This is a genomic window from Methylobacterium fujisawaense, from assembly GCF_014138435.1.
GTDB classification, from domain to species: domain Bacteria; phylum Pseudomonadota; class Alphaproteobacteria; order Rhizobiales; family Beijerinckiaceae; genus Methylobacterium; species Methylobacterium fujisawaense.
In genome coordinates this window covers 381113-403071 of the sequence record NZ_JACJIM010000005.1, presented here as the reverse complement: position 1 = coordinate 403071, position 21959 = coordinate 381113, and the positions used below count along the sequence as shown (strand labels likewise).

Genomic DNA, 21959 nt, shown 5'->3' with positions numbered 1-21959 from the left:
TTGTCGCGCGACGACCGCGGTGAAGAGGTCGGCTCAGGCCTCCCGCCAGCCCGAATCTCATTCCGTGGATGAGAGATCGGGGTCGGCTCACGTGGCTTTCGATCACGCTGCGGACAGCGGCTCAGGCATGTAGCTGGGCCCGCCCACGCTGGCGGACCGTGACGGGCACCGCTCATGCACCGACGCGGACAGGAGATTCACGCGGCGCGTGACGCGTGCGACTCCGGGCGACGGTCGTGCCCATATCGTCCCAGGGCAGGATCGCCGATCAGCGCGCGTCCGGATCCCGTCAGCACCGTGGGCATGGCCGAGCGGAGTCGGGGACAGCCACGGGTCGATTTCGGCCAAGCCGTCTGGTCCCGTCGGCGTCGGACTTGGTGCAACCGTCGCAGTCGGCGCGCGCCATGCAGGATGCGGATGGGACCCATTCCCCGGATCTGCCGGAACCGGGACGCCAGGGTCAAAATGCGGACGCAGACGTTGCATCCGAGCGCCAGAAGCATCACACACGCACCAGATTTCCGGACCGTTCGGTGCGCCGCCCATGAGCGAGGCGCACCGAAGAGTCGGCAGTTCGGCGCCGTCCGTGATCGTCCAGACAATAGGAACTTGTGATGAAGACGCGCGCGGCTGTCGCGTGGGAGGCCAAGAAGCCTCTCACGATCGAGACCATCGACATCGAGGGGCCCAAGGCCGGCGAGGTTCTCGTCGAGCTGATGGCCACCGGGATCTGCCACACCGACGCCTACACGCTGTCGGGCCTCGATTCCGAGGGCAAGTTCCCGGCGATCCTCGGTCATGAGGGCGCGGGCATCGTCCGCGAGGTCGGCGCCGGCGTCACCACGCTGAAGCCCGGCGACCATGTCATCCCGCTCTACACGCCGGAATGCCGCAACTGTAAGTCCTGCCTGTCCCAGCGCACCAACCTGTGCACCGCGATCCGGGCGACCCAGGGCCAGGGCGTGATGCCGGACGGCACGAGCCGCTTCTCCTGCGTCTCCACCGGCGGCAGCCCGGGCGGTTCGAGCACCGTGTTCCACTACATGGGCTGCTCGACCTTCTCGAACTTCACGGTCCTGCCCGCCATCGCGCTGGCCAAGATCCGCGAAGACGCCCCCTTCGACAAGATCTGCTACATCGGCTGCGGCGTGACCACCGGAATTGGCGCAGTGATCTACACCGCCAAGGTCTGGCCCGGCGCCAACGTGGTGGTGTTCGGTCTCGGCGGTATCGGCCTCAACGTGCTCCAGGCCGCCCGGATGGTCGGTGCCGACAAGATCATCGGCGTCGACATCAACCCGGAGAAGCAGGCCATGGCCCGCAAATTCGGCATGACCGACTTCATCAATCCGAACGAGGTCGGCACCGACAAGGTGGTTCAGGCCATCGTCGATCTCACCGGCGGCGGCGCCGATTTCTCCTTCGACTGCACCGGCAACGTCCACGTGATGCGCCAGGCCCTCGAGTGCTGCCATCGCGGCTGGGGCGAGTCGATCGTCATCGGCGTGGCGGAAGCCGGCCGCGAGATCTCGACCCGTCCGTTCCAGCTCGTCACCGGCCGCGTCTGGAAGGGTTCGGCGTTCGGCGGCGCGCGCGGACGCACGGACGTGCCGAAGATCGTCGACTGGTACATGGAGGGTAAGATCAACATCGACGATCTGATCACCCACACCATGCCGCTGGAGGAGATCAACCACGGCTTCGACCTCATGCACGAGGGCAAGTCGATCCGCTCCGTGGTCGTCTACTAAGGAAGACAGATCCGGGGCTCCCCCGCCTGCGAGGTCGGGGAGCCCCACGCACGCCCCCGCATTCCCGGAGCCCCGGTGCCCGCGATCCGGCCCCCGAGCGGGGCTCTCGGCGCCCGAGCAGGAGATCACAGCTGATGGAAACCGTCTCGAAGGCCCGCGCCCACGGCGGCACGCAGGGCGTCTACAAGCACGACGCGCAGACCACCGGATGCCCGATGACCTTCGCGGTGTTCGTGCCGCCCCAGGCCGAGAAGGGACCAGTCCCGGTGCTGTGGTACCTGTCCGGGCTGACCTGCACGCACGCCAACGTCATGGACAAGGGTGAGTATCGCAAGGCGGCAGCCGATCATGGTGTGATCGTCGTGGCTCCGGATACCAGCCCGCGCGGCCCCGGGATCCCGGACGAAGAGGGCAACTGGCAGTTCGGCTCCGGTGCCGGTTTCTATCTGGACGCCACCGAGGCGCCCTATGCGAAGAACTACAAGATGTGGAGCTACGTGACTGAGGAGTTGCCGGCCCTGATCGCGCAGGAATTCCCCGCCGATCTGTCGCGCCAGGGCATCTTCGGCCATTCCATGGGCGGCCACGGGGCGCTCACCATCGCGCTGACCTACCCGGAACGCTTCAAGTCCTGCTCCGCATTCGCGCCGATCGCACAGCCGTCCACGGCCGGCTGGTCGAAGCCTGCCTTCGAGAAGTACCTCGGGTCCGACCCGGCCGCCTGGCGCGCCCACGACGCCACCGCGCTGATCGAGGACGGCAAGCGCTTCCCCGAGATCCTGGTGGATCAGGGCACCGCCGACAGCTTCCTTCAGGACGGTCTGCGCCCCTGGCTGCTTGAGGAGGCCTGCAAGAAGGCCGGCATCGCGCTGACGCTGAACATGCGCGAGGGCTACGACCACTCCTACTTCTTCATCTCGACCTTCATGGCCGACCACATCGCCTGGGCTGCCGCGCGCCTGAAGTAAGTTTGTCAGCACCCTCGGCGCAGTCGGGAAGCGATGCTTCCCGACCTCGGGTGGAAGACGCCGTCCTGGGCGCCCGCGGAGGCTCGATCCCCCCGCTTTCGGGAAGCCCAGGCGGTTTTCCGCATGCCCGACATGGATCGGTTGGAGCTCGTCCGCTTGTGCAGCGCGCCCTCTGCAAGGCGGACGTTTGACTTCCGGCCAGACCAACGCACGCCGGATCTCCGAAGCCCCCAACACCGCGCATCCGGGTTTGCGCTCCATTCGGCTGAACGGCGAGGGGCAGAAACGTCCCCCGAAGCCGGCACGGTTCCGGGGCGAGATCGATCCGCTTCACGTCCCGGACCGGAATCAGGCCGACCGACTGGCGCGACGTCTGTCAGGACAGGATCCCGGCGGCGCGCCGGGACATCTCGGGACCTCGTCGTTGCGAACCCAACGGTCGCCCTGATCAATCGGGTGTCCGGCCACCAAACCGGCAACGGCGGCGACACCGCCTTCCAGAAAGCGCCGCCGGGCGGGGATATCCGTGTCGTCGTCGGTCATGGCCGTGCGATCCGAAGTCGAAGGCGCTTGCGGCCGGGGCACAGTCATGCCGCTCCCCGGTCGGACGCGGCGTGCGGCGTGGAGAACCGGTCGGCGGGACGCGGCAGGCCGAGATTCTCCCGCAGGGTCGTCCCCTCGTATGCCTCCCGGAACAGGCCCCTTCGGCGCAGTTCGGGGATCACCAGGGAAACGAAATCGTCGAGGCCTCCGGGCAGGGTCGGCGGCATGATGTTGAAGCCATCCGCGCCATAAGCCTCGAAGCGCTCCTGCAGGGCGTCCGCGATCTGCGCCGGCGTGCCGACGATCGTCCAATGTCCACGGGCGCTGGCGGCCCGCAGGTACAATGCGCGGATCGTCAGCCCTTCGCGGCGGGCGAGACGGAGGAAGAGATCCTGACGGCTCTTGCCGCCGTCGGTCTCCGGAAGATCCGGCACGAGGGCATCGTCCGGGTAGGCCGAGAGATCGGCGCCGATGAGCTGCTGCAAGAGCGCGCGGCCGACCACCGGATGAATCAGCTCCTGCAGGGACGCGAATTTGTCCTGCGCCTCGGCCGACGTCCGGCCCACGACGGGGAAGGCGCCCGGCATGATCTTGAGGTGGTCGGGGTTGCGGCCGTGGCGTGCCATCCGATGCTTCACGTCGCCGTAGAAATCCACCGCGTCCTCCAGGGTCTGCTGGGCGGTGAAGATCACTTCGGCGGTGCGGGCGGCGAGGGCTTTGCCCGCCTCCGAAGAGCCGGCCTGAACCACCACGGGATGCCCCTGCGGCGGCCGGGGGACGTTGAGCGGCCCCCTCACCGAGAAATGCGCGCCCGCGTGCGCGAGCAGGCCGAGCTTGTCCGGATCGAAGAAGCGCCCGGTCTCGCGGTCGCGCACGAAGGCGTCGTCCGCGTAGGAATCCCAGAGGCCGCGGACGACGTCCACGAATTCCTCCGCTCGGGCGTAGCGGTTGGCGTGGGCGAGATGGCTCTCGCGGCTGAAGTTCCAGGCCTCGCGCGGATCGGCGGAGGTGACGAGGTTCCAGCCCGCCCGGCCGCCGCTCAGGTGATCGAGCGAGGCAAACTTCCGCGCGACATGGAACGGCTCGTTGTAGGTCGTGGAGGCGGTCGCCACGAGCCCGATGCGCTCGGTGACCGCCGACAGGTGGGACAGCAGCGTCAGGGGCTCGAACTGGCCGACATAGCGGATCGCCGTGCGGCTCAGGGCGTCAAGATCGTCCCCGCGAATGCTGACGCCGTCCGCGAGGAAGAGCAGATCGAACTTCGCGGCCTCCGCGATCCGGGCGATCTGCCGGTAATGGGCGGCGTTGATCCCGGCATCGGCCTGGGACGACGGATGCCGCCACGCGGCGACGTGGTGGCCGCCGGGATACAGGAACGCGCCCAGGCGCATGCGGTCGCGGCGTGCCATGCCCGTCGCCCCCTCACGCCGAGCCGACCCGGTATTGCCGGGGCGGCGCCTCCCCGGAAATCGCGAAGGCGCCGACGGAGCGGTCCCGGTAGATCCGCGGGTTGTGGGAGGCGATGGTGCGGGCGTTGCGCCAGTAACGGTCGAGCCCGTTCCCGACCTTCACCGCCGAGGCGCCCAGCGCGTCGAACAGGCTCGTCGTCGCACTCAAGATCAGGTCGGTCACCACGCTGACCGCTTGGTTGACCTCGACATCGGCGAGCGTCGCCTGACGCTCCACGTCCGGCGATCCGGCCCGGTGCGCGTCGTGGACCCTCTGGAGGGCCTCCGCGACCTTCAGGACGATCGCGCCCGCCGCGTAGGCGTTGGCACGCACGCGCCCCACCACCGCCTGGATCTGCGGGTCGTCAGCCGTCCGCCCGGCATTGCCGTGGCTGTAGACGCGGGTCCGCTCGGCCACGAGCCGTGCCACGTCGTCCGCCGCCGCCCGGCCGATCCCGGCGAGCGTCGCGAGATGAACCAGCTGGAAGAACGCCATCGCATAGGGGAAACGGGCCGGATCAGGCTTGATCAGGTCGGGGGCGAGCACCACGCCTTCGAAGGTCGCGGTGCCGCTGGCTGTGAGCGACTGCCCGAACCCGTCCCAATCGTCGACGATGGTCACCCCCGGCGCGCGCACTGGCACCGCCGCCGTCACCGGGCTGCCCGCCTCGTCATCCGCCGAGAGGTGGATGTAGTCCGCGAACAGCGAGCCGGTCGTGTAGAACTTCCGGCCGTCGACCACGCGGGCACCGTCACGCCGGCGCACCACCGTGTCGAATGCGCCGACCTTGGCGGGGCCCGTCTCCGAGACGCCGCTGCCGATCGTCTCGCCCGCGCCGATCCGGCCGATCCAGGCCGCGCGCCATTCGGGCGAGGACGAGCAGAGCGCATCCTCGGTGAAGCCGAAATGCGCCCGCAGCGCATTGGTGACGTTGGAATCGGCGCTCGACAGCTCGATCAGCAGAGCGAACAGTTCCGACAGGCTGGCGCCATGGCCGCCCTCGGACGGCGCGAGGCGCAGCGTGGTGAAGTTGGCCTCCCGCAGCCAACCGATCTCGGCATGGGGCAGTCGGCGGGACCGATCCCGCTCGACCGCCGTGGCGCGGATCTCGGCAAAGACCGGCCGAAACCGGTCCGCGAGTTCCTCGTAGCGCCCGCTCGGCCCCGCACCCCAGCCCGCTTCCGTCTGAGACATGAACACGACTTCCCGATTCCGGCCGACGGCCCGACAGCGATGCCCCTGGAATCGGTGAGTTGTTCCCGGATCTCAAGCCGAATGATCTGGCATTATCTGTTTTTGGAAACTCAGTCTTGCAAGAAAGACGCTTCGGAGATTTTCATTTTCTTCAACGTCCCAGAGAGAAAAGGCTGCCTCTTCGGGTCCATGATTCGTGGATGATCCGACAAATATCGACTGTCGGCGCCGGATTCCGAACTGTCGGGCGTCGACAGTGAAAGAATACTTTTCCGAGCGCCCGTCGAGGAACGGTCTGCCATGCTGCAACGGCAAATCGAAAACACGTTTCATTGATCCGGCGCCCCCGGGCGTCTTTCAATACGGGGCCGGCCTCTTCTTTCCCTGCCGCGTTGTGAGCCTTCGATGACCGACGAGACCCTCTGGCGGATCGCGCCCTCCCGCCGCTCGCTCCTGCGCACCGGACTCGGCGGCGCGGCCGCCGTCGCGCTCGGTGCCCCTGCCGTGCACGCGGCGCCGCGCGAGGTGAAGATCAGCATGCAGCGCTCGTCGGTGCTGTTCACCGTGCTCAAGGTGAAGGGCACGCTGGCCGAGCGGCTCGCTCCGCTGGGCTTCACGCCGACCTGGCACCTGTTCACCAGCGTGATCGAGCCGATGAATGCCGGCGCGGTCGATATCCATGCCGACGTGGCCGATGCGGTGCCGATCTTCACCCAATCGGCCAAGGCGCCCCTCACCTTCTACGCCCGGGAGCGGGGGGCGCCTTCGGCCGAGGCGATCATCGTGCCGGACGAGTCGCCGATCCGCACCATCGCCGATCTGAAGGGCAAGACGGTCGGCGTCTCGCGCGGCTCGGGCAGCCATTACGTGCTCGCCGCCGCGCTGAAGCGCGACGGCCTCACGCTCGGCGATATCACGCCCGCCTATCTTCAGGCGCCGGAAGGGGCCGTGGCCTTCGAGCAGGGCCGCCTCGATGCATGGTCGATCTGGGATCCGTTCCTGGCCTTCGCGGCGGCGAAGCGCCCTGTGCGGGTCATCGCCGACGGCAGCGGGCTCACGAGCTATCACCGGTACTACCTCGTCAACGATAGCTTCGCCGCCGCGCAGCCGGAGGTGGTGGCGACCGTCTACCGCGCGCTCGCCGAGGCCGGAGCGTGGATGAAGGCGAACCCGGTGGAGGCCGTGGCGCTGCTGGCTCCGATCTGGGGCGACCTGCCACCCGCCGTCGTGGCCGCCGCCAACAGCCGCCGCACCTATGCCGTCGAGCCGGTGGAGCGGGCGCAGCTCGGCGAGCAGCAGGCCATCGCCGACGTGTTCTACGAGGCGAAACTCATCCCCCGCCGGATCGACGCCACCGCCGTGCCGATCTTCGCGATTCCTCCCGGCCGGGGCTGACGCCATGACGGGTTCACCCCGGTTCGGCATCTGGGCCGCCGTCCACGGCTCCCGCGCCGCCCACCATGATCCCGACGAGCCGGACGATGCCAGCTGGGAGCGCAACCGGGCCCTGGTGCTGGAGGCGGAGGCGCTGGGCTTCGACGCGGTGCTGGTCGCGCAGCACACGATGAACCCCTACGATCCGCAGCGCGATCAGCTGGAGGCCTGGACAGGAGCGGCGGCGCTGGCGGCCCTGACCCGGCGCATCGAGATCATCGCGGCGATCAAGCCCGGGCTTTACCACCCCGTGGTGCTCGCCAAGATGGCGCTGCAGATCGAGCATATCAGCGGCGGCCGCTTCGCCCTGAACCTCGTGAATGCCTGGAACAAGGCCGAGTTCGAGCGAGCCGGGCTGCCCTTCCCGGCCCATGACGAGCGCTACGCCTACGGCCGCGAGTGGATCGGCCTCGTGGACCGGCTGATGCGCGGCGAGCGCGTGACCCTCCAGGGCCAGCACTTCCAAGTGGAGGAGTACCAGCTCCGCCCGGCCGGGACCTTCCGGGCGCGGCCGAGGATCTATCTCGGCGGCGAATCCGAGCCCGCCCGGGCGCTCGCCGCCGACCATGCCGATGTCTGGTTCATCAACGGCCAGCCGCTCGCTGAGGTCGCGGCGCTGATCGAAGACGTCGCCCGCCGCCCTGCCCCCAATGGCCCCCTGCGCTACGGCCTCTCGGCCTTCGTGATCGCCCGCGAGACCGATGCGGAGGCGCAGGCCGAGCAGGACCGTCTCCTCGACCTCGCCCAGCGCGACGCGGCCCTGCGCGCCGACACCCGGGCCCGCACCGATGCCGCGAGCGTCATGTTCGCCAAGACCGATGCGGCCGCCTCCCGGCATGTCGGCACCAATGGCGGCACCGCCGCCGGGCTGGTGGGCAGCTACGAGACTGTGGCCCGCCGTCTCCGCGACTTCCACGCTGCCGGCATCGACCTGTTCATGCTGCAGTTCCAGCCCTTCGAGGCCGAAATGCGCCGCTTCGCCGAACAGATCCTGCCGCGCGTCCGCTGATCCGGAGAGAGTCGATGAGCGGCCGTCAATTGCACCTCAACGTCAATGTGCTGCATGCGGGCGTCTACCCCTCCGCGTGGCGGCTGCCGCAGAGCCAGCCGGATGCCTTCCTCGACCTCGACCACTTCGTGCGCGTCGCCCGCGTCGCGGAGCGGGGCAAGCTCGACGCGGTCTTCCTGGCGGACACGCCCGCCATCAACGACCGGATCGACCACCGGCCCTTCAACGCCCTGGAGCCGACCGTCTTGCTCGCCGCGCTGGCCACCGCGACGCGCCATGTCGGCCTCGTGGCCACCGCCTCGACCACCTACAACGAGCCGTTCAACCTTGCCCGTCGCTTCGCAAGCCTGGACCTCGTCAGCCGGGGCCGGGCGGGCTGGAACGTGGTGACGACGGCCGATGCCGCCGCCGGCCGCAATTTCGGCTTCGCCGGCGCTTCGGAGCACGGGGCACGCTACGCCCGGGCGCGGGAATTCACCGATCTCGTCCACGCTCTGTGGGACAGCTGGGAGGACGATGCATTCATCGGCGACAAGGCGAGCGGCCGGTTCATCGACACGGCGAAGGTCCATGCCGTCGAGCACCGCGGCGCGCATTACGCCGTTGCCGGGCCGCTGACGGTGCCACGGAGCGCGCAGGGGCGCCCGGTGACCTTTCAGGCCGGCGGATCGGAAGACGGGCGTGAACTCGCCGCCGCCACCGCGGACGCGGTGTTCTCCCTGGCGCAGACCATCGAGGACGGCACCGCCTACGCCCGGGACCTGCGGGCGCGGGCCGCGCGATACGGACGCCGACCGGACGCGCTCGTTATCCTGCCGGGCCTCGCCACGGTGATCGGCGCGACGGAGGCCGAGGCACGCCGCCGCCAGGACGAACTCTGGGACCTCGTGCCGGTGGAATACAGTCTCGCCCGTCTCGCCGGGACGTTGCGCCTCGACCCGTCACGGCTCGAGCTCGACAAGCCCCTGCCGGAACCGCTCCCCCTGCCGCCCGACGCCAACCACACGATGTTCCTCGGCACGCTCGCCCTCGCGCGCCGGGACCGGCTGACGGTCCGCCAACTCCTGCGGGCGCTGGGCGGCGGCGTTGGCCACCGCATCGTCGTGGGCACGCCGGAGGCGATCGCCGACGACATCGAGGCCTGGTTCCGCGCGGGCGCGGCGGACGGCTTCAATCTGATGCCTGACGTGCTGCCGGATGGTCTGGAGACTTTCGTGGACGCGGTCGTCCCGATCCTCCAACGGCGCGGCCTGTTCCGCCGCGACTATACCGGCGCGACCCTGCGCGACCATCTCGGCCTGCCACGGCCGGCGAGCCGCTTCGCCGCCACGGACGCCGCGGCTTCGGCATGATCAAGTGCAGCAGCATCAGGCTGAGAGAATTCCGCTCTCGATCTTCCCGACGACACGAGAAGCAAGACCTACCAACATGCGAAAGTTCGACAGTCGATACTCTTGATGCCACGGAGCGCAGAGCGATAAGAATATAAGCATTATCGTTCAAGAATTTTCTTCGAGAAGCGTGCGCCGTGCCCCAATACTCCCGTCGTCTTTTCCTGTCTGGCGCGCTGGCCCTGAGCATGGCGCCGGCGCGCGCCGCGACGGCTCCCCTGCGTGTCGTGGCCTCGTCCGTACCGCATGCGGAGATCCTCGAATTCGTCGCCGACAAGCTCGCCCCCGACCTGCCGCTCAAGACCATCGAGATCTCGGGCGATCTCCGCCCGAACGCCCTGCTGCGTGACGGCGACGCCGACGCCAATTTCTTCCAGCACGTGCCCTTCCTCCGTTCGGAGGAAGCCGCGATGGGGGTGCGCTTCGCCGTCGTCGCGGCGGTGCATATCGAGCCGCTGGGATTGTACAGCCGCCGGGCCGAGTCGGTCGCGGACGTGCCGGCCGGCGGGACCGTCGCCCTGTCGAACAGCGTGTCCAACACCAGCCGAGGCTTGTCGCTGCTTCAGGCCAACGGCCTGATCCGTCTGCGGGCGAAGGACGCGGGCGTGAACGCGACCTTGGACGACGTCCTCGAGAATCCGAAGAACTTCCGTTTCGTCGAGATCGCGCCTCCGCAATTGCCGCGCTCCCTCGATGACGTGGCGATCGCAGTGATCAACGGCAATTACGCGCTGGAAGCGGGGCTGGAGCCCGCACGGGACGCGCTGGCCCTCGAACGCGCCGAGGGCAATCCGTATGCGAACGTCCTCGTCACGACCGAGGGTTTGGCGAAGGATCCCCGCATCCAGCGTCTCGCAACGCTGCTGACCTCGGCCGAAGTCGCGGCGTTCATCCGCAGCCGCTACCGCGGCTCCGTGATCCCCGTCCGGAATTCATGACCGACCACGGTTGCGGGACGACGGAGGTTCGGTGCGGGCGCAGTCCGGCCTCTGCCTCGGGGCCGGCGTCCCCGCCCAGAATGCGCCCAGGGAATTCCGGTTCGGCTACCAGAAGTTCGGCCTCATCGTCGCCGCCCGGCAGCAGCGTCTGATCGGAAAGCCGCTCCTATCGCGACTTCGCATCGCAGGTCGCGGCGTCCGTCGGAGACCCATCGGGGGACCGGCGCGGTCGCCCCGTGGACCGCGACGTCTTCGGTAAGCAGAGCCGTCCTGCATGCCGGTGACCACGACGCCGACGTCTCCGCGCCCACCGATCGACTCCGATGGGCGGAGGGCTCTCGGAGCGACCGCATTCGATACGGTGCGCGTCGTTCGCAAGGACGTGCTCGGGTCGCAGGCGGCTCCTCGCATTGCCCAACCCATTGGGTTTTGATCTAAGCGCTGCAGGGTGGCCGCTCCGTGAGGAGCAGCAGATTTGCGAGCCCCGCGATCGTGCTGACGGGCGCCACGCAGGCCCGGCCTGCGGCGTGGCCGGGGCGACAGGTGTGCTGCCCGGCTCGCAGCTCTCCAGCGGGACCGGCCTGGGGTGGGTATACCGTCCGTCAGCCGAGTTCGGGCATGGATGGCGGCCTCCCATCGACCACACCAAACGGAAGGGCTGACGCCACGATGCGAACGATCGTTTATGCCGATGGCGGTTGCGACCCTAACCCCGGGCCAGGTGGTTGGGGGGTCGTCGTTGCGGCCCCGGACGGCACGGTCGAGCTGTGCGGCGGAGAACCCGGTACGACGACCAACAACCGCATGGAGCTGACGGCCGCGATCAAGGGTCTCGAGCATTTCCCGGCCGGAGCCGCGATCGAGATGCGGTGCGACAGCCAGTACGTCGTCAAATCCGTGACCGAGTGGATGCGCGGGTGGAAGGCGAAAGGCTGGCGCACGACGACGGGTGACGTGAAGAACGTCGACCTCATGAAGCGCCTCGACGAACTGAACGCGGCGCGCGACGTGAAATGGACCTGGGTCCGGGGGCATGCCGGCGACCGTCTCAATGAGCGCGCCGACGCTCTCGTCCACCGAGGCCGCCGCGAAGCGAAGCTCGGCAAACTCGAATCGCGGACCCATGCTGCGCCCATACCTGCCCCGACCCCCGCATCGGCTTCGCCCAGCCAGGGTGCGGACCTGCGCGTCGATCTCGCGCTGGGTCTCCAGATCACGCGCGCCGCAAAGGCTGCGGGCGTCACGCCCGACGCTCTGGTCGACGATGCGATCCGCTTCTACCTTGAGATCGGGCCTCGCGAGGTCGCACGCCTGCGATCGAGCCGGGCCTAGTGGCCGAGGCCGATCCAATTCGCCTCGTGGATGTGTCCGCGGATGAGCGCGATCGCGCGGTCCTGGGTCTCGCCGACATGACGCCGGCTGCGACGGGCCTGCGCGACATTCATCCCGCGACGCTGCCGAAGCTTGACCTCGACTCGCAGGGGCACGGGGATGGTCGGCTACGGCGTGCAGGCGGCCGTCGAGACGGAGCGTCTGCTGTTCGCCGCCCCGCGCGCTCAAGCGCGGTGACCCGGTCGTCCTCGGCAATCGGCCCGCCCGCAAGGTCGGCGGTCTCCGCGCGCCTATCGAGGCGGCCAGCTGACGGTTACTCCACCGACCGGCCGACTTTTTCGACTTCAATCCGATCGGACTCGTCTTCGCCCCGCTCACGGCCAGACCACGCGCCGAAGCAGCCCGCGGAATCAGCGCCTTCTGGGACACCATCACACGCCTGTTCCCAGGCGCTTCTCCACGGCCGAGTGCCGCAACTTTCCCGCGGCCGCAGGCTCCGACTCTGACGATCCGGCCAGATCGGATGAAACGCTAGTCCGGCGCCGAACGCGGATGAAGCTCCCTGTATCGCGCGATGGCTGCCCGCGTGTTGAACAGCAGGCGATCCGGACCGAGTTCCTGATCCAGGCCAGCGCGCCGCACCATGTCGAGGACGCTCGGATTGAGGTCCACGAGCCAGACCGTCACGTCGGTCCGCCGTACGCCCTCCTGCAGCATCTGCAGCGCCGAATACTCGATGTCTGGCACACGGCTGAGGTCGAGGGCGACGATGCGTGGCGCACGGTCGGCGACCAGCGCCCGGATCCGATCGGCCACGTTCTGCGCGTTGGCGAAATAGAGGCGGCCTTCGGGACGCAGGATCAGAAGGCCCTCGAACGTCTCGTCGTCGGGGTGCTCCGGAGACAGGGGGCGCAGGACATCGGCCCCCCGCTTGCGGACAATGATCGAGACCCGCGGATGGGCGGTCTGGAGGGCAAGGCCGAGGAGCGAGAGCACGATCGCCACGACAATGCCCTGGAGTGTTCCAAAGACGAGCACGCCGAGTGCCGCCACAATCGCCCAGCGGAATTCCATGTGCCGTACGTGGTAGATGGCCCGGAACTCCTCCGGCTGAATGAGGCTGGCTGAGTAGACGATGACGATCGCCGCGAGGGTCGCCTGCGGCAGGAGACTGAGGATCGGAGCCAGGAACAGCATCGTGGCGAGAGCCGCCCCGGCCGTCACGAGCGAGGCCACTTGTGTCCTGCCGCCAGCGGCTCGGACGACACCGGTCTGAGACGTTCCGCCGCCGGCCGGCATGCCCCCGAGCAGGGCTCCCCCCAGGTTCGCCAAGCCCGTGGCGACCAGTTCGCGATTGGCATCCAGCGGCGGATCGCCGGGCCTCACGAACGCCCGTGCCGCGGCGATGCTCTCCGTGAAGCTCATCAGGGCGATGCCCATCGCGCCCGGCAGGAGTGCTTGAGCGAGCGCTAGGTCGGGCAGGCTGAAAGAGGGCAGGCCCTGCGGGATTGTCCCGACGGTCGACACGCCCGCGGCGCCGAGATCCAGCAGCCATGAGGCAATGAGGGCAGCCGCCACCGTGACCAGAGGGGCTGGCGCGTGCGGCTTGAGCCATTCCATCCCGACGAGCACGGTCAGCGTGGTCCCTGCGACGGCCAAAGTCGGCAGGGAGGTTGCGGGCAGGTGCTGAACGAGGCTCACCACGTCCGCAAGGAAGGACTGTTTCGCGACGTGCAGCCCGAGGAGCTTGGGAGCTTGGTCCAGCAGAATGACGGCTCCGATGCCGGCCTTGAAGCCCGTGAGCACCGGCAGCGAGATGAAGCTGGCGACGAAGCCCAGCTTCAGCAGTCTGGCCGCGAGGAGCAGAATTCCGACAAGTGCCGTCAGCGTCGCCGTCGCGGTGACGAGCTTCGCCGGATCGCCGTCAGGGACCACGCTGCCGAGTTCTGCCGCGGTCAAGATGGCCAGTGTCGTCGTCGAGCTGACGCTGAGCACGCGGGACGAGCCCAGAAGACCGTAGATGAGCGCGGGAACGAAAGCCGTATAGAGACCGACCGCCACCGGCAGTCCAGCCACGGTGGCGAAAGCCATCGCCTTGGGCAGGACGACGGCCGCAGCCGTAAGGCCTGCCACCACGTCGAGCCGAATCTCCCTTGGCGCGTCTTTCCGGACTGGATGTGGCGTCGAACCGAAGCCCTTCATGTGCGCTCCTCCGCGTTCGGCGTGGGCACGAGGATCGATTCTACCAGTGCTTGGACGATTCCCGCACATGACGCCGCGCAGCTTCGGCCGGATTCTTGTCTTGAGAACTTTCCTCAATTGAGTAATGGATCGCGTTCGATCCGCGAAGTCGGGCGTGGTGAAGACCGAGACTGTCGCGCCGGCAGCCGACAGCAGCATCCGCCACGGCCCGCGTCGATGGTTCACCTCGGTCTCGCCCAGGCCGATCCCCATATCGGGAAGGCGCTCGGTGTCGCGGTTGCCCAGGTCTTGCGACCCTCGGCCGGACTGGCAGACGCGGCCGCCGCCGGATCGCGACCCGCGGTGCAGACCCTGCGCCGTCGGACGATGCCGGCCAGGCCCCTCCCCCGCATCTGTTGGGTTATCCGTCACCAATGGGACGTCCGTCGTCCCGCTCTCTGCTCTAACTGGGACGATCTTCGTGCTCTCAAAGATAGCTCAAAGCCGGCCATCTCCCGGATCGTTTCAGCCGTACCATCGAACGGCAGGCCACCCAGAGGGGAATGCTGACAGCGGCGGCGATGAGCCAGAGCGCCGCCGGTGAGCCAGCCTCGACCCGTCCCGAGGCCCCAACCAGACCGGCCGTCGCGGCTCCGTCATACAGGAGACGCAGGAGCGCAAGGTGGAGCAGGTAGAAGAACAGCGGCGCGCCGCCGAAGACGCACAGCCAGCCGACGAGCCGCGCCGGAACCACCTCGAACAACGTCAGCAGGCAGAGGCCCAGCCCGAGCGTCAGCAGCAGGAAATCGGCGGACGGCGGGTACTTGGTCAGATTGACGAAGGACAGCGCGGTGGCGAGGGGCGTGCGGCCGGGCTGCCACGCCACCGGTTCGCCGTAACCGTTGAGCCCGCGCAGGACGAGGAAGGCGACGAGGGCGGCCGCCCCGAGCCCGACGAGCCAGGCGCGACGGCGCGTTTCGTTGACCGCTCCCGTGAAAAGCGGCCCGAGCGCGTAGCCTGCCGCGATCACGCCGATCCACGGCAGGAGCGGGTACGAAGTCCGCGCCACGCCGCCCCAGGGCAACGCGATCATCCCGCGCTGGTGCAGGATGGACCAGAGCACGTAGCCCGGCTCGTCCGCTTGGAGCACGAGCCCGTCGAGCAGGTTATGACCAAGCATGAGTGCCAAGGCTCCGGTCACGAGGAGAACCCGCGGCAGCCAGAGCAACGCGGCCAGCGCCACCATGCACAGGCCGATCACCCAGATCACCTGCAGATAAAGGATCGGCGGCGAGAAGCTGCCGGCCCAGGCGACATTGACGAGCGTCACTTCCAGCAGGATCAGGAGCAGCCCGCGCTTGAGCAGGAAGGCGGCGGTCGCTCGCGGACCGTGCTTCTGCCCATAGAGTCTGGCCGAAAGGCCGGTGAGCAGGATGAAGAGCGGAGCGCAGAGGTGCGAGGACGCCCGCGTCAGGAACAGGTCCGGCGGCGTCGCGGCGAGATCCATGGGGTCTCGGACCTGCGCATGAAGGTAGAAGAACTCCCGCACGTGGTCGACGAGCATCAGGAGCATCACCAGCCCGCGCAAGGCGTCGATCGAGAGGATGCGCGGCGGGCGCTTCACGTCCGTGGTCGTCACGACTGGTCCTCAAGACGGCAAAGCAGATTTGGGCGCGCGGCCGGGGTCCAGACGGTGCCCCCGCGGAGCATGCAGAAGCCGCGACGGCTCAATCCGCCGGCAAATCCCACCGGGGTGTACGGCCGCTCGCGCACGAGAGCCGCCAGTCGCCGCTTCGACGCGTGCCTGGACCAATGCGCGCGGAGCGACGCGGCTCGACGTTCTGCATCGCCGGGCCGCGTCTCAAAATCCGGGCGGGCAGCCGACGTCGCGACAGCGCTCATACGGACCATATCGCGAAGCGGCGGAAGGCCAGCCCGGCCAGAGCCAATGCCACGCCCCACAGGGTGAGCGCACTGAGCGCGGCCTGCCATCGCGCTGCGTCTGCCGCGATCACAGTCGGAAAGCGCGGCACGGCATCGTAGGCGTCGAAATCGAGGCGCGCCGGGCAGCCTGCGCAGACGGCCGCCGGCCGCAGCTCCTGCGCCAGGATGCGCGGTTCGAAGAAGGCGCGCAGGCTCCGGCGGTACTCGGAGGCTGAAGCGAGAAAGGCGGCGTGGCGGGCGGCGTCGGTGCCCGCCGCCGTGTCGAGCGTGAGGGCGAGCGTCGTCGCCGGAGACAGAAGAGCCAGGCGTGCGCTCCAGGCCGCGGCGCCCTCTGCGCGGGCCTGCATCCCTGCGCGGTAGGGGGCGAGCGTCGTCTCGTAGAACGCGTCCCGGGCCAGCCGGTTGATTTGCGGCGTCTCGCGCAAGTCGGGTCGGTCCGTGGTGCCGGGCAACCGCGCCGTCAGCCATGCGGCCGTGACTTTCGCCGCCTCGTCGCCCCGGTAGAAGGCATCCTGAACTTGGCGGCTGGCGTCGATGGCGGCGATCCGCGAGGGGGGCGGCGCCAGTTTGTCCACCGCGAGACCGAGGAGGGCCGGCAGGACAACGGTCACGCAGGCCCAGGTCAGCACGAGGATCGTCAGCGACGCCACAGCCCCGCGCCATAGGCTGGCGGCGAGGGCACAGGCGGCGACCCAGAGCACGACATAGGCGCAGAGCGCGGCGGCCAACAGGGCGAGGGTCGTGGCCCAGCCCGGAGGGAGGTCCCGCCATCCCGCCAGCGCCAGGGCCAACGCCGTCCCCCCGATCACGGCGGCGACGAGGATGAGCGCTGCCGCGCCGAACTTCGCGCCCGCGACGATCCGGGGGTGTACGGGCTGGGCCGCGATGAGGCGGAGGATCCCGGCATCCTGCTCGGCGGCGAGGCGCGTTCCCGCGATGGCGATCACCGCCAGGGGAACGAGGTAGATGAGGACGAAGGCGAGGTCGAAGGGCCCGAGCCTCAGCGCGGCGGAGGATCCCAGTTCGTAGGCCGTGTCCTCGAAGACGGTGCTGAAGCCGAAGCTCGTCTTCATGACGGCGGGCTGGATCTCGCTCTGCCCCGCAGAGAGCACGGCCAGGGGCGTCGGCGGCTTCACGGCGTAGGCGGCGAGGAAGTAGTGCATGTAGCCGAAGGCGTGGGTCGGATCCTGCCAGTAATTGACCGTCATCGCACGCGGCACGGCGTAGCGGGCGGCGGCCTCCTTAGCGTCTCGAAGGGAGCGCGCGGCATCGTCCGAGGCTTGCGCGATCGCGGCCCGTTCGCCCGCCACACGCTGGGCACCGGTATGGCCCCCGAGGCAGAGGGCCACCTGGAGCGCGGCGAGGATCGCCCAGGTCAGCCGCTCGCGAAGAATCAGGCGCAGTTCGGTCCTCAGCAGTGGGAGAAAGCGCGATTGGCTCACGGGGCCAGCCTGCGGATCAGGGGGATGCTCCCGGCGGCGAGCAGCGCCAGCCACAGACCGAGCAGGAGGGCCGGGACCCGGATCTCGGCGAGGGACCGCGACAGCGGCAGGGGCGCAAAGGCAAAGGGCGGAATTTCGCGCCACAATTCCGGCCCCGCCAGCATGGCGCGCCCGTCGCGCTGTGGGTTGTCGCGGATCTCGGCATTCATGCGCTCCGAGATCGCCCGCCGGTAAGCCTCGGCAGACCAGACGAAATGGGCGTGCTGAACGAAATCGGTCCCCGCAAGGCCTTCCGACACACGCTGGAGGGCGACGCGCGGCGAGAGCAGGCCCGCCCAGCCGAACGCGGCATCCCGCGCAGCCAGGGCCGCGAAGAAGGCCCCGAGTTCCCGGTCGTAGACCGCGAAGGCATGGTGGTCGTTCTCCACCATGATGAGGCCACGCAGATCCACAGGGAGTTCCTGCTGATCGCTCACGCCGTAGCGGGCGAGCGTCGCCTGCGCTCGCGCATCGCTGGCTTCGGCGGATTTATGGGGACGCAGGTCCCCGTCGATCCGCAGCCGGGTCTCGCGATAGGACGGGGCGGGCGAGACCATCTCCATGCCTGCAGTCGCGAGCCGTGGCGCGACGAGGCACAGCGCGATCCAGATCGCGAGGGAGATCGTCAAGGCTCCTCGCGCCGTGCGGGCCAGCAGCGAGGCGATCATCGCGATGAGCAGGAAGACGGCACCGTAGAGGGCCTGCACCGCGACCCAGACGAGGAGGCGCGGCCAAGCCTGCCAACCCGCGGTGCCGAGGCTCGCGATGGCCACGCCGCCGAGCGTGAGGAGGGGCAGGCAGACCAGGACCGCAAGGACGAGGGTCAGTGCGGTGAAGCGGGCGGCAAAGAGTGGGCCGGGCGGCGCGCCGTTGCCGAGGGCGAGGCGCAGGGTACCGCGCTCGCGATCCGCCGCGAAGGCGGCAAAGCCGAGGAGAAGCGCCACCAGGGGAACGACGAGGCCGACGACATCGGAGACATCGGAGAGGCCGGCCCGGTCGAAGGGGCCGGCATCCTGCACGGCGCGGTAGACCGCATCGTTGAATAGGTGCGCCTCGATCCGCACCATCCGGCCGGTATAGGGCTCGGTGCCGGGATCGAAGATGGCGAGGGGCGACGACGGGCGAAACACCCACAAGCCGTAATGATCGGCGGAATGCGGGTTCTTGGCATCCTGCCCGAGCCAGCGGGCCCGCTCTGCGGCCGTGACCCGCGCGACCTCGGCACCGTAATCGCGGGCGGATTGCCAGGCGCCGAGGCCCGTGACCATCAGGAGCAGGACGAGCATGCCGCCGATCCAGCGGACGCGCGCGTCCCGCCACAGCAACGCCAACTCCGCGCGGACGCGCCTCACGTGACCGCCCCCGACAGGCGCGCGATGTAGAGGCGTTCCAGATCGGTGTGCGCGTAGCGCCTCGGATCGATCTCCTCGGCGACGCGCCCGCCCGCCAGCACGCCGACCCGGTCGGCCATCTCGCGCACGCGGTAGAGGTCGTGGGTCGCCATCAGCACCGCCGTGCCGCGCTCCGCCGCCGCCCGCACCGTCCCGGAGAAGGCCGCCGCCGCCGACGGGTCGAGGCCGGATGTCGGCTCGTCGAGCAGCAGCAGCCGGGTCTTTCGCGCGAGCGCGATGGCGATGCCGACCTTCTGGCGCATCCCCTTCGAATAGCCGGAGGCGGGCCGCGACCAGGCCTCGGGCGCCAGGCCGGCCGCCGCGAGATGCGTCTCCGCCTCCGCCCGATCGATCGCGAGACCGGCGAGGGTCGCGAAGTAACGGAGATTCTCCAATCCCGATTGCCCCGGATAAAGGGCCACCTGCTCCGGGATGTAGGCGGTGCGCGCCCGGGCAGCGATGGGATCCGTCCCTGCATCGATCCGGCAGACCCGGACCTCCCCCGCATCGGCCTTCAGGAAGCCGAGGATGAGGTTGATCGTGGTGGTCTTTCCGGCACCGTTGGGACCGAGCAGGGCATAGACCTCACCCGCGCGCAGGGTGAGGTCGAGACCGCTGAGGGCGGTCCTGCCTCCGAACTGCTTGACGACGCGGCCGAGCGCCAACACCGGCTCAACCGCCATCAGAACCGCACCGTCACGGAGCCCGTGATGCGACGGGGCGAGCCCGGATAGACGCGGAATACGTTCAGTGAACTCTCGTAGTAATCGGTGTCGAATATATTCTCGATGTTGAGCGCCACGCGGGCGTTGCCGAATTTGTAATAGGCCAGCGCATCGACCGCGATGAAGCCCGGCAGGGTGAAGCCGGACCCCGCCGCGTCGCCCGCCCGCTCGCCCACGCCGCGCACGCCGCCGCCGATCCCGAAGCCGCGCCACGCGCCTGCTGGCTCGTAGACCGCGAGCAGGCTGCCGGAGTGGCGGGGCACGTTGACCAGGGGGGCGCCGACCGGAAGCACGTTGTCCTTGGTAACGCGGGCATCGGCATAGACGTAGCCGGCCAGGAGCTTCAGTTCCGGCGTGATCTGTCCTTGAGCCGTCAGCTCGAAGCCCTGGCTGCGCACGGCGCCGGCCGCGAGGGAGAAGCCGGTATTCGCCGGGTCGGGCGTGAGCACGTTCTCCCGCTCCACGCGGAAGGCAGCGGCGGTGAGGAGCAGATTGCCGCCGAACAACTCGGACTTGGCGCCGACCTCGTAGCCGAGGCCGGTCTCGGGCGGCAGCGCCGTGCCGCGCGTGACGGCGGCGGCGTCGGTGCCGATATTCGGCCGGAAGCTCGTGCCGACATTGGTATAGAAGGCGAGTTCCGGGATCGGCCGGTAGACCAGGCCCGCCCGGGGCGAGGCCGCGACCCGTGACTGGTCCACTTGGCTGCGCACCACGCGCTCGCGGAAGCTCTGCTCGAAGATGTCGAGCCGAAGGCCGATCAGCGCCCGCCATTCCGGGCTCAGGACGATCTCGTCCTGCGCATAGAGGCCGGTATTGGTGATGCGCTCGATATTGTTGCGTGGGATGGTGATCGGCGGCAGCGCCTGTCCGTAGACCGGCGAATAGATGTCGAGGGCGAAGGGGCTCGTGCGGAAGTTCGAGCGCAGATAGACCGTCCGGCTGTCGGTGCTCTCCCGGTCCATGCCGAGGAGGAGCGTGTGGCCGATGCCGCCCGTATCGAACCGCCCGATCAGGTCGGCCTGACCGACCGCCACGTCCCAGCGATAGTCGCGCACGTTGCGGTCGCGAAAGACGGTGCGGTTGTTGGCGGCGATTCCGCGGATCTCCGCCGATTCCCCTTCCAGATCGCCGGTGTTGAAGTAAGCGGCGAGCCGCATCTGCCAGTTCTCATCGAAGCGATGATCGACGCGGACCTGCAGCGAATTGTTGTTCTGGTAGGTGCTCTGAACGGGCTCGCCGAGGAACCGCGAGAGCGGCAGGAAGCCGAGCTGGCGGTTGAGCGCGATCACGCCCCGGTCGAAGACGATGCGGTTCTTCACGAACTCGGTCTCGACCGTAACGCGTGTGTCCGGCGTGACCTGCCAACTCACCACTGGAGCCACGAGCAGCCGGTCGCTGTCCACGAAGTCGCGGAAGCTGCCGGCCCCCTGTGCGGCGAGATTGAAACGATAGAGGACCGTCCCGTCCGCGTTCAGGGCACCGCCGGCATCGATGGTGCCGCGGGTCAGACCGAACGAATCGACCTGATTGCCGAACTCGACGAACCGTTCGGCGGTGGGTTGCTTGGTGATGAGGTTGACGAGCCCGCCGGGATCGCTGCGTCCGAACAGGGCCGCCCCCGGTCCCTTGAGCACCTCGATGCGTTCGATGTTCTGCGCGTCGGGCGGAGGCGGGGTCCCGCGATTGAGGGGGAAACCGTTCTTGTAGATCTCCGAGGTCGTCACACCACGAATGGCGTAACTGAAGATCGAGAGACCCCCGAAATTGTTCTGCTGGGCGACGCCGGGCAGATAGTTGAACGCCCGGTCTACGCGGGTGGCGGCGAGGTCGGTGATCGTCTCCCGCGGCGCCACGGACACGGCCACCGGCACGTCGATCTGCGGAGTGGCGGTGCGCGTGGCGCTGACGGCCGTGCCCGCTCCGTATCCCGGCGTCGGACCGATCAGGCCGATGGTGCCGCGCCCGGAGGCCGTCGTGCGGCCGGCACCCTCCCCGACCTGCTCGACCGAGAGTTCCTCCAACGTCACGCTCTCCTGCGCCCGCACGTCCTCGATCGGAAGCCCGGCCGAGAGGACAGCGGCGAGCGCCAGCCGCCGACCGCGATGCGGAGTCCGCGGACGACGCGCTGATGGCGCTGAAAACCGCGCAGGCTCGCCGAGAGACGGACGTTCGGAGGTCGCCACCACACACTCGCTGTTGCCGGGTGGAGGCCACGGGGATACGGGCAG

General features: G+C 68.9%; 17 protein-coding genes. 7 read left to right on the top strand and 10 right to left on the bottom strand.

From position 1 onward, the window contains the following. The first annotated feature begins 614 nt into the window (after positions 1-614). Positions 615-1751 carry an S-(hydroxymethyl)glutathione dehydrogenase/class III alcohol dehydrogenase gene (locus tag GGQ91_RS17715; RefSeq protein WP_043382090.1) on the top strand — a complete coding sequence of 379 codons (1137 nt, stop codon included), beginning with the start codon at positions 615-617 and terminating at the stop codon, positions 1749-1751. A gap of 134 nt (positions 1752-1885) precedes the next feature. Next, positions 1886-2719 (top strand): S-formylglutathione hydrolase, encoded by an 834-nt coding sequence (gene fghA, locus GGQ91_RS17710; RefSeq protein ID WP_043382092.1) that lies wholly within the window; start codon positions 1886-1888, stop codon positions 2717-2719. A gap of 348 nt (positions 2720-3067) precedes the next feature. Here fghA and GGQ91_RS17705 read toward each other — a convergent pair whose 3' ends face one another. Genes GGQ91_RS17705 through GGQ91_RS17695 form a run of 3 tightly spaced genes read right to left on the bottom strand, consistent with a single transcriptional unit; the run spans position 3068 to position 5905 of the window. Next, positions 3068-3262 (bottom strand): hypothetical protein, encoded by a 195-nt coding sequence (locus GGQ91_RS17705; RefSeq protein WP_139239460.1) that lies wholly within the window; start codon positions 3260-3262, stop codon positions 3068-3070. 44 nt (positions 3263-3306) lie between these two features. Then, complete coding sequence (locus tag GGQ91_RS17700; RefSeq protein ID WP_182592538.1) at positions 3307-4671, bottom strand: LLM class flavin-dependent oxidoreductase; 1365 nt, start codon at positions 4669-4671, stop codon at positions 3307-3309. Positions 4672-4684: 13 nt separating this feature from the next. Then, positions 4685-5905 (bottom strand): acyl-CoA dehydrogenase family protein, encoded by a 1221-nt coding sequence (locus GGQ91_RS17695; RefSeq protein WP_182592537.1) that lies wholly within the window; start codon positions 5903-5905, stop codon positions 4685-4687. A gap of 405 nt (positions 5906-6310) precedes the next feature. Between GGQ91_RS17695 and GGQ91_RS17690 the strand changes: the two genes are divergently transcribed. From GGQ91_RS17690 to rnhA, 5 genes are all read left to right on the top strand, one after another. Continuing rightward, positions 6311-7300 carry an ABC transporter substrate-binding protein gene (locus GGQ91_RS17690; protein ID WP_182592536.1) on the top strand — a complete coding sequence of 330 codons (990 nt, stop codon included), beginning with the start codon at positions 6311-6313 and terminating at the stop codon, positions 7298-7300. 4 nt (positions 7301-7304) lie between these two features. Further along, entirely contained in the window at positions 7305-8348 is a 1044-nt protein-coding gene (locus GGQ91_RS17685; protein WP_075381588.1) for an LLM class flavin-dependent oxidoreductase, read from the top strand. Between the two features lie 14 nt (positions 8349-8362). Further along, positions 8363-9700 (top strand): LLM class flavin-dependent oxidoreductase, encoded by a 1338-nt coding sequence (locus GGQ91_RS17680; protein WP_182592535.1) that lies wholly within the window; start codon positions 8363-8365, stop codon positions 9698-9700. 176 nt (positions 9701-9876) lie between these two features. Next, positions 9877-10677 (top strand): MetQ/NlpA family ABC transporter substrate-binding protein, encoded by an 801-nt coding sequence (locus tag GGQ91_RS17675; protein ID WP_343066811.1) that lies wholly within the window; start codon positions 9877-9879, stop codon positions 10675-10677. A 669-nt stretch (positions 10678-11346) separates the two neighbouring features. After that, positions 11347-12009, top strand: coding sequence for a ribonuclease HI (gene rnhA, locus GGQ91_RS17670; protein ID WP_182592534.1), 663 nt, complete (start codon positions 11347-11349; stop codon positions 12007-12009). Here rnhA and GGQ91_RS17665 read toward each other — a convergent pair. The 7 genes from GGQ91_RS17665 to GGQ91_RS17635 form a co-directional block, all read right to left on the bottom strand. Next, a complete protein-coding gene (locus GGQ91_RS17665; RefSeq protein WP_182592533.1) occupies positions 12006-12164 on the bottom strand; it encodes a hypothetical protein in 159 nt (52 codons plus the stop codon). The genes rnhA and GGQ91_RS17665 overlap by 4 nt on opposite strands. 376 nt (positions 12165-12540) lie before the next feature. Continuing rightward, positions 12541-14211, bottom strand: coding sequence for a SulP family inorganic anion transporter (locus GGQ91_RS17660; protein WP_182592618.1), 1671 nt, complete (start codon positions 14209-14211; stop codon positions 12541-12543). A gap of 466 nt (positions 14212-14677) precedes the next feature. Beyond that, the gene (locus GGQ91_RS17655) at positions 14678-15829 is read right to left on the bottom strand and encodes an acetyltransferase domain-containing protein (protein WP_343066810.1); all 1152 of its coding nucleotides are present in this window, start codon (positions 15827-15829) and stop codon (positions 14678-14680) included. 259 nt (positions 15830-16088) lie between these two features. Then, the gene (locus tag GGQ91_RS17650; RefSeq protein WP_182592532.1) at positions 16089-17576 is read right to left on the bottom strand and encodes a DUF3526 domain-containing protein; all 1488 of its coding nucleotides are present in this window, start codon (positions 17574-17576) and stop codon (positions 16089-16091) included. Then, the gene (locus GGQ91_RS17645) at positions 17573-18901 is read right to left on the bottom strand and encodes a DUF3526 domain-containing protein (protein WP_182592531.1); all 1329 of its coding nucleotides are present in this window, start codon (positions 18899-18901) and stop codon (positions 17573-17575) included. The genes GGQ91_RS17650 and GGQ91_RS17645 overlap by 4 nt, the downstream gene beginning before the upstream one ends. 62 nt (positions 18902-18963) lie before the next feature. After that, positions 18964-19689 (bottom strand): ABC transporter ATP-binding protein, encoded by a 726-nt coding sequence (locus GGQ91_RS17640; protein WP_182592530.1) that lies wholly within the window; start codon positions 19687-19689, stop codon positions 18964-18966. Continuing rightward, entirely contained in the window at positions 19689-21776 is a 2088-nt protein-coding gene (locus GGQ91_RS17635; protein ID WP_343066809.1) for a TonB-dependent siderophore receptor, read from the bottom strand. Before GGQ91_RS17635 ends, GGQ91_RS17640 begins: the two co-directional genes overlap by 1 nt. Between the last annotated feature and the right edge of the window lie 183 nt (positions 21777-21959).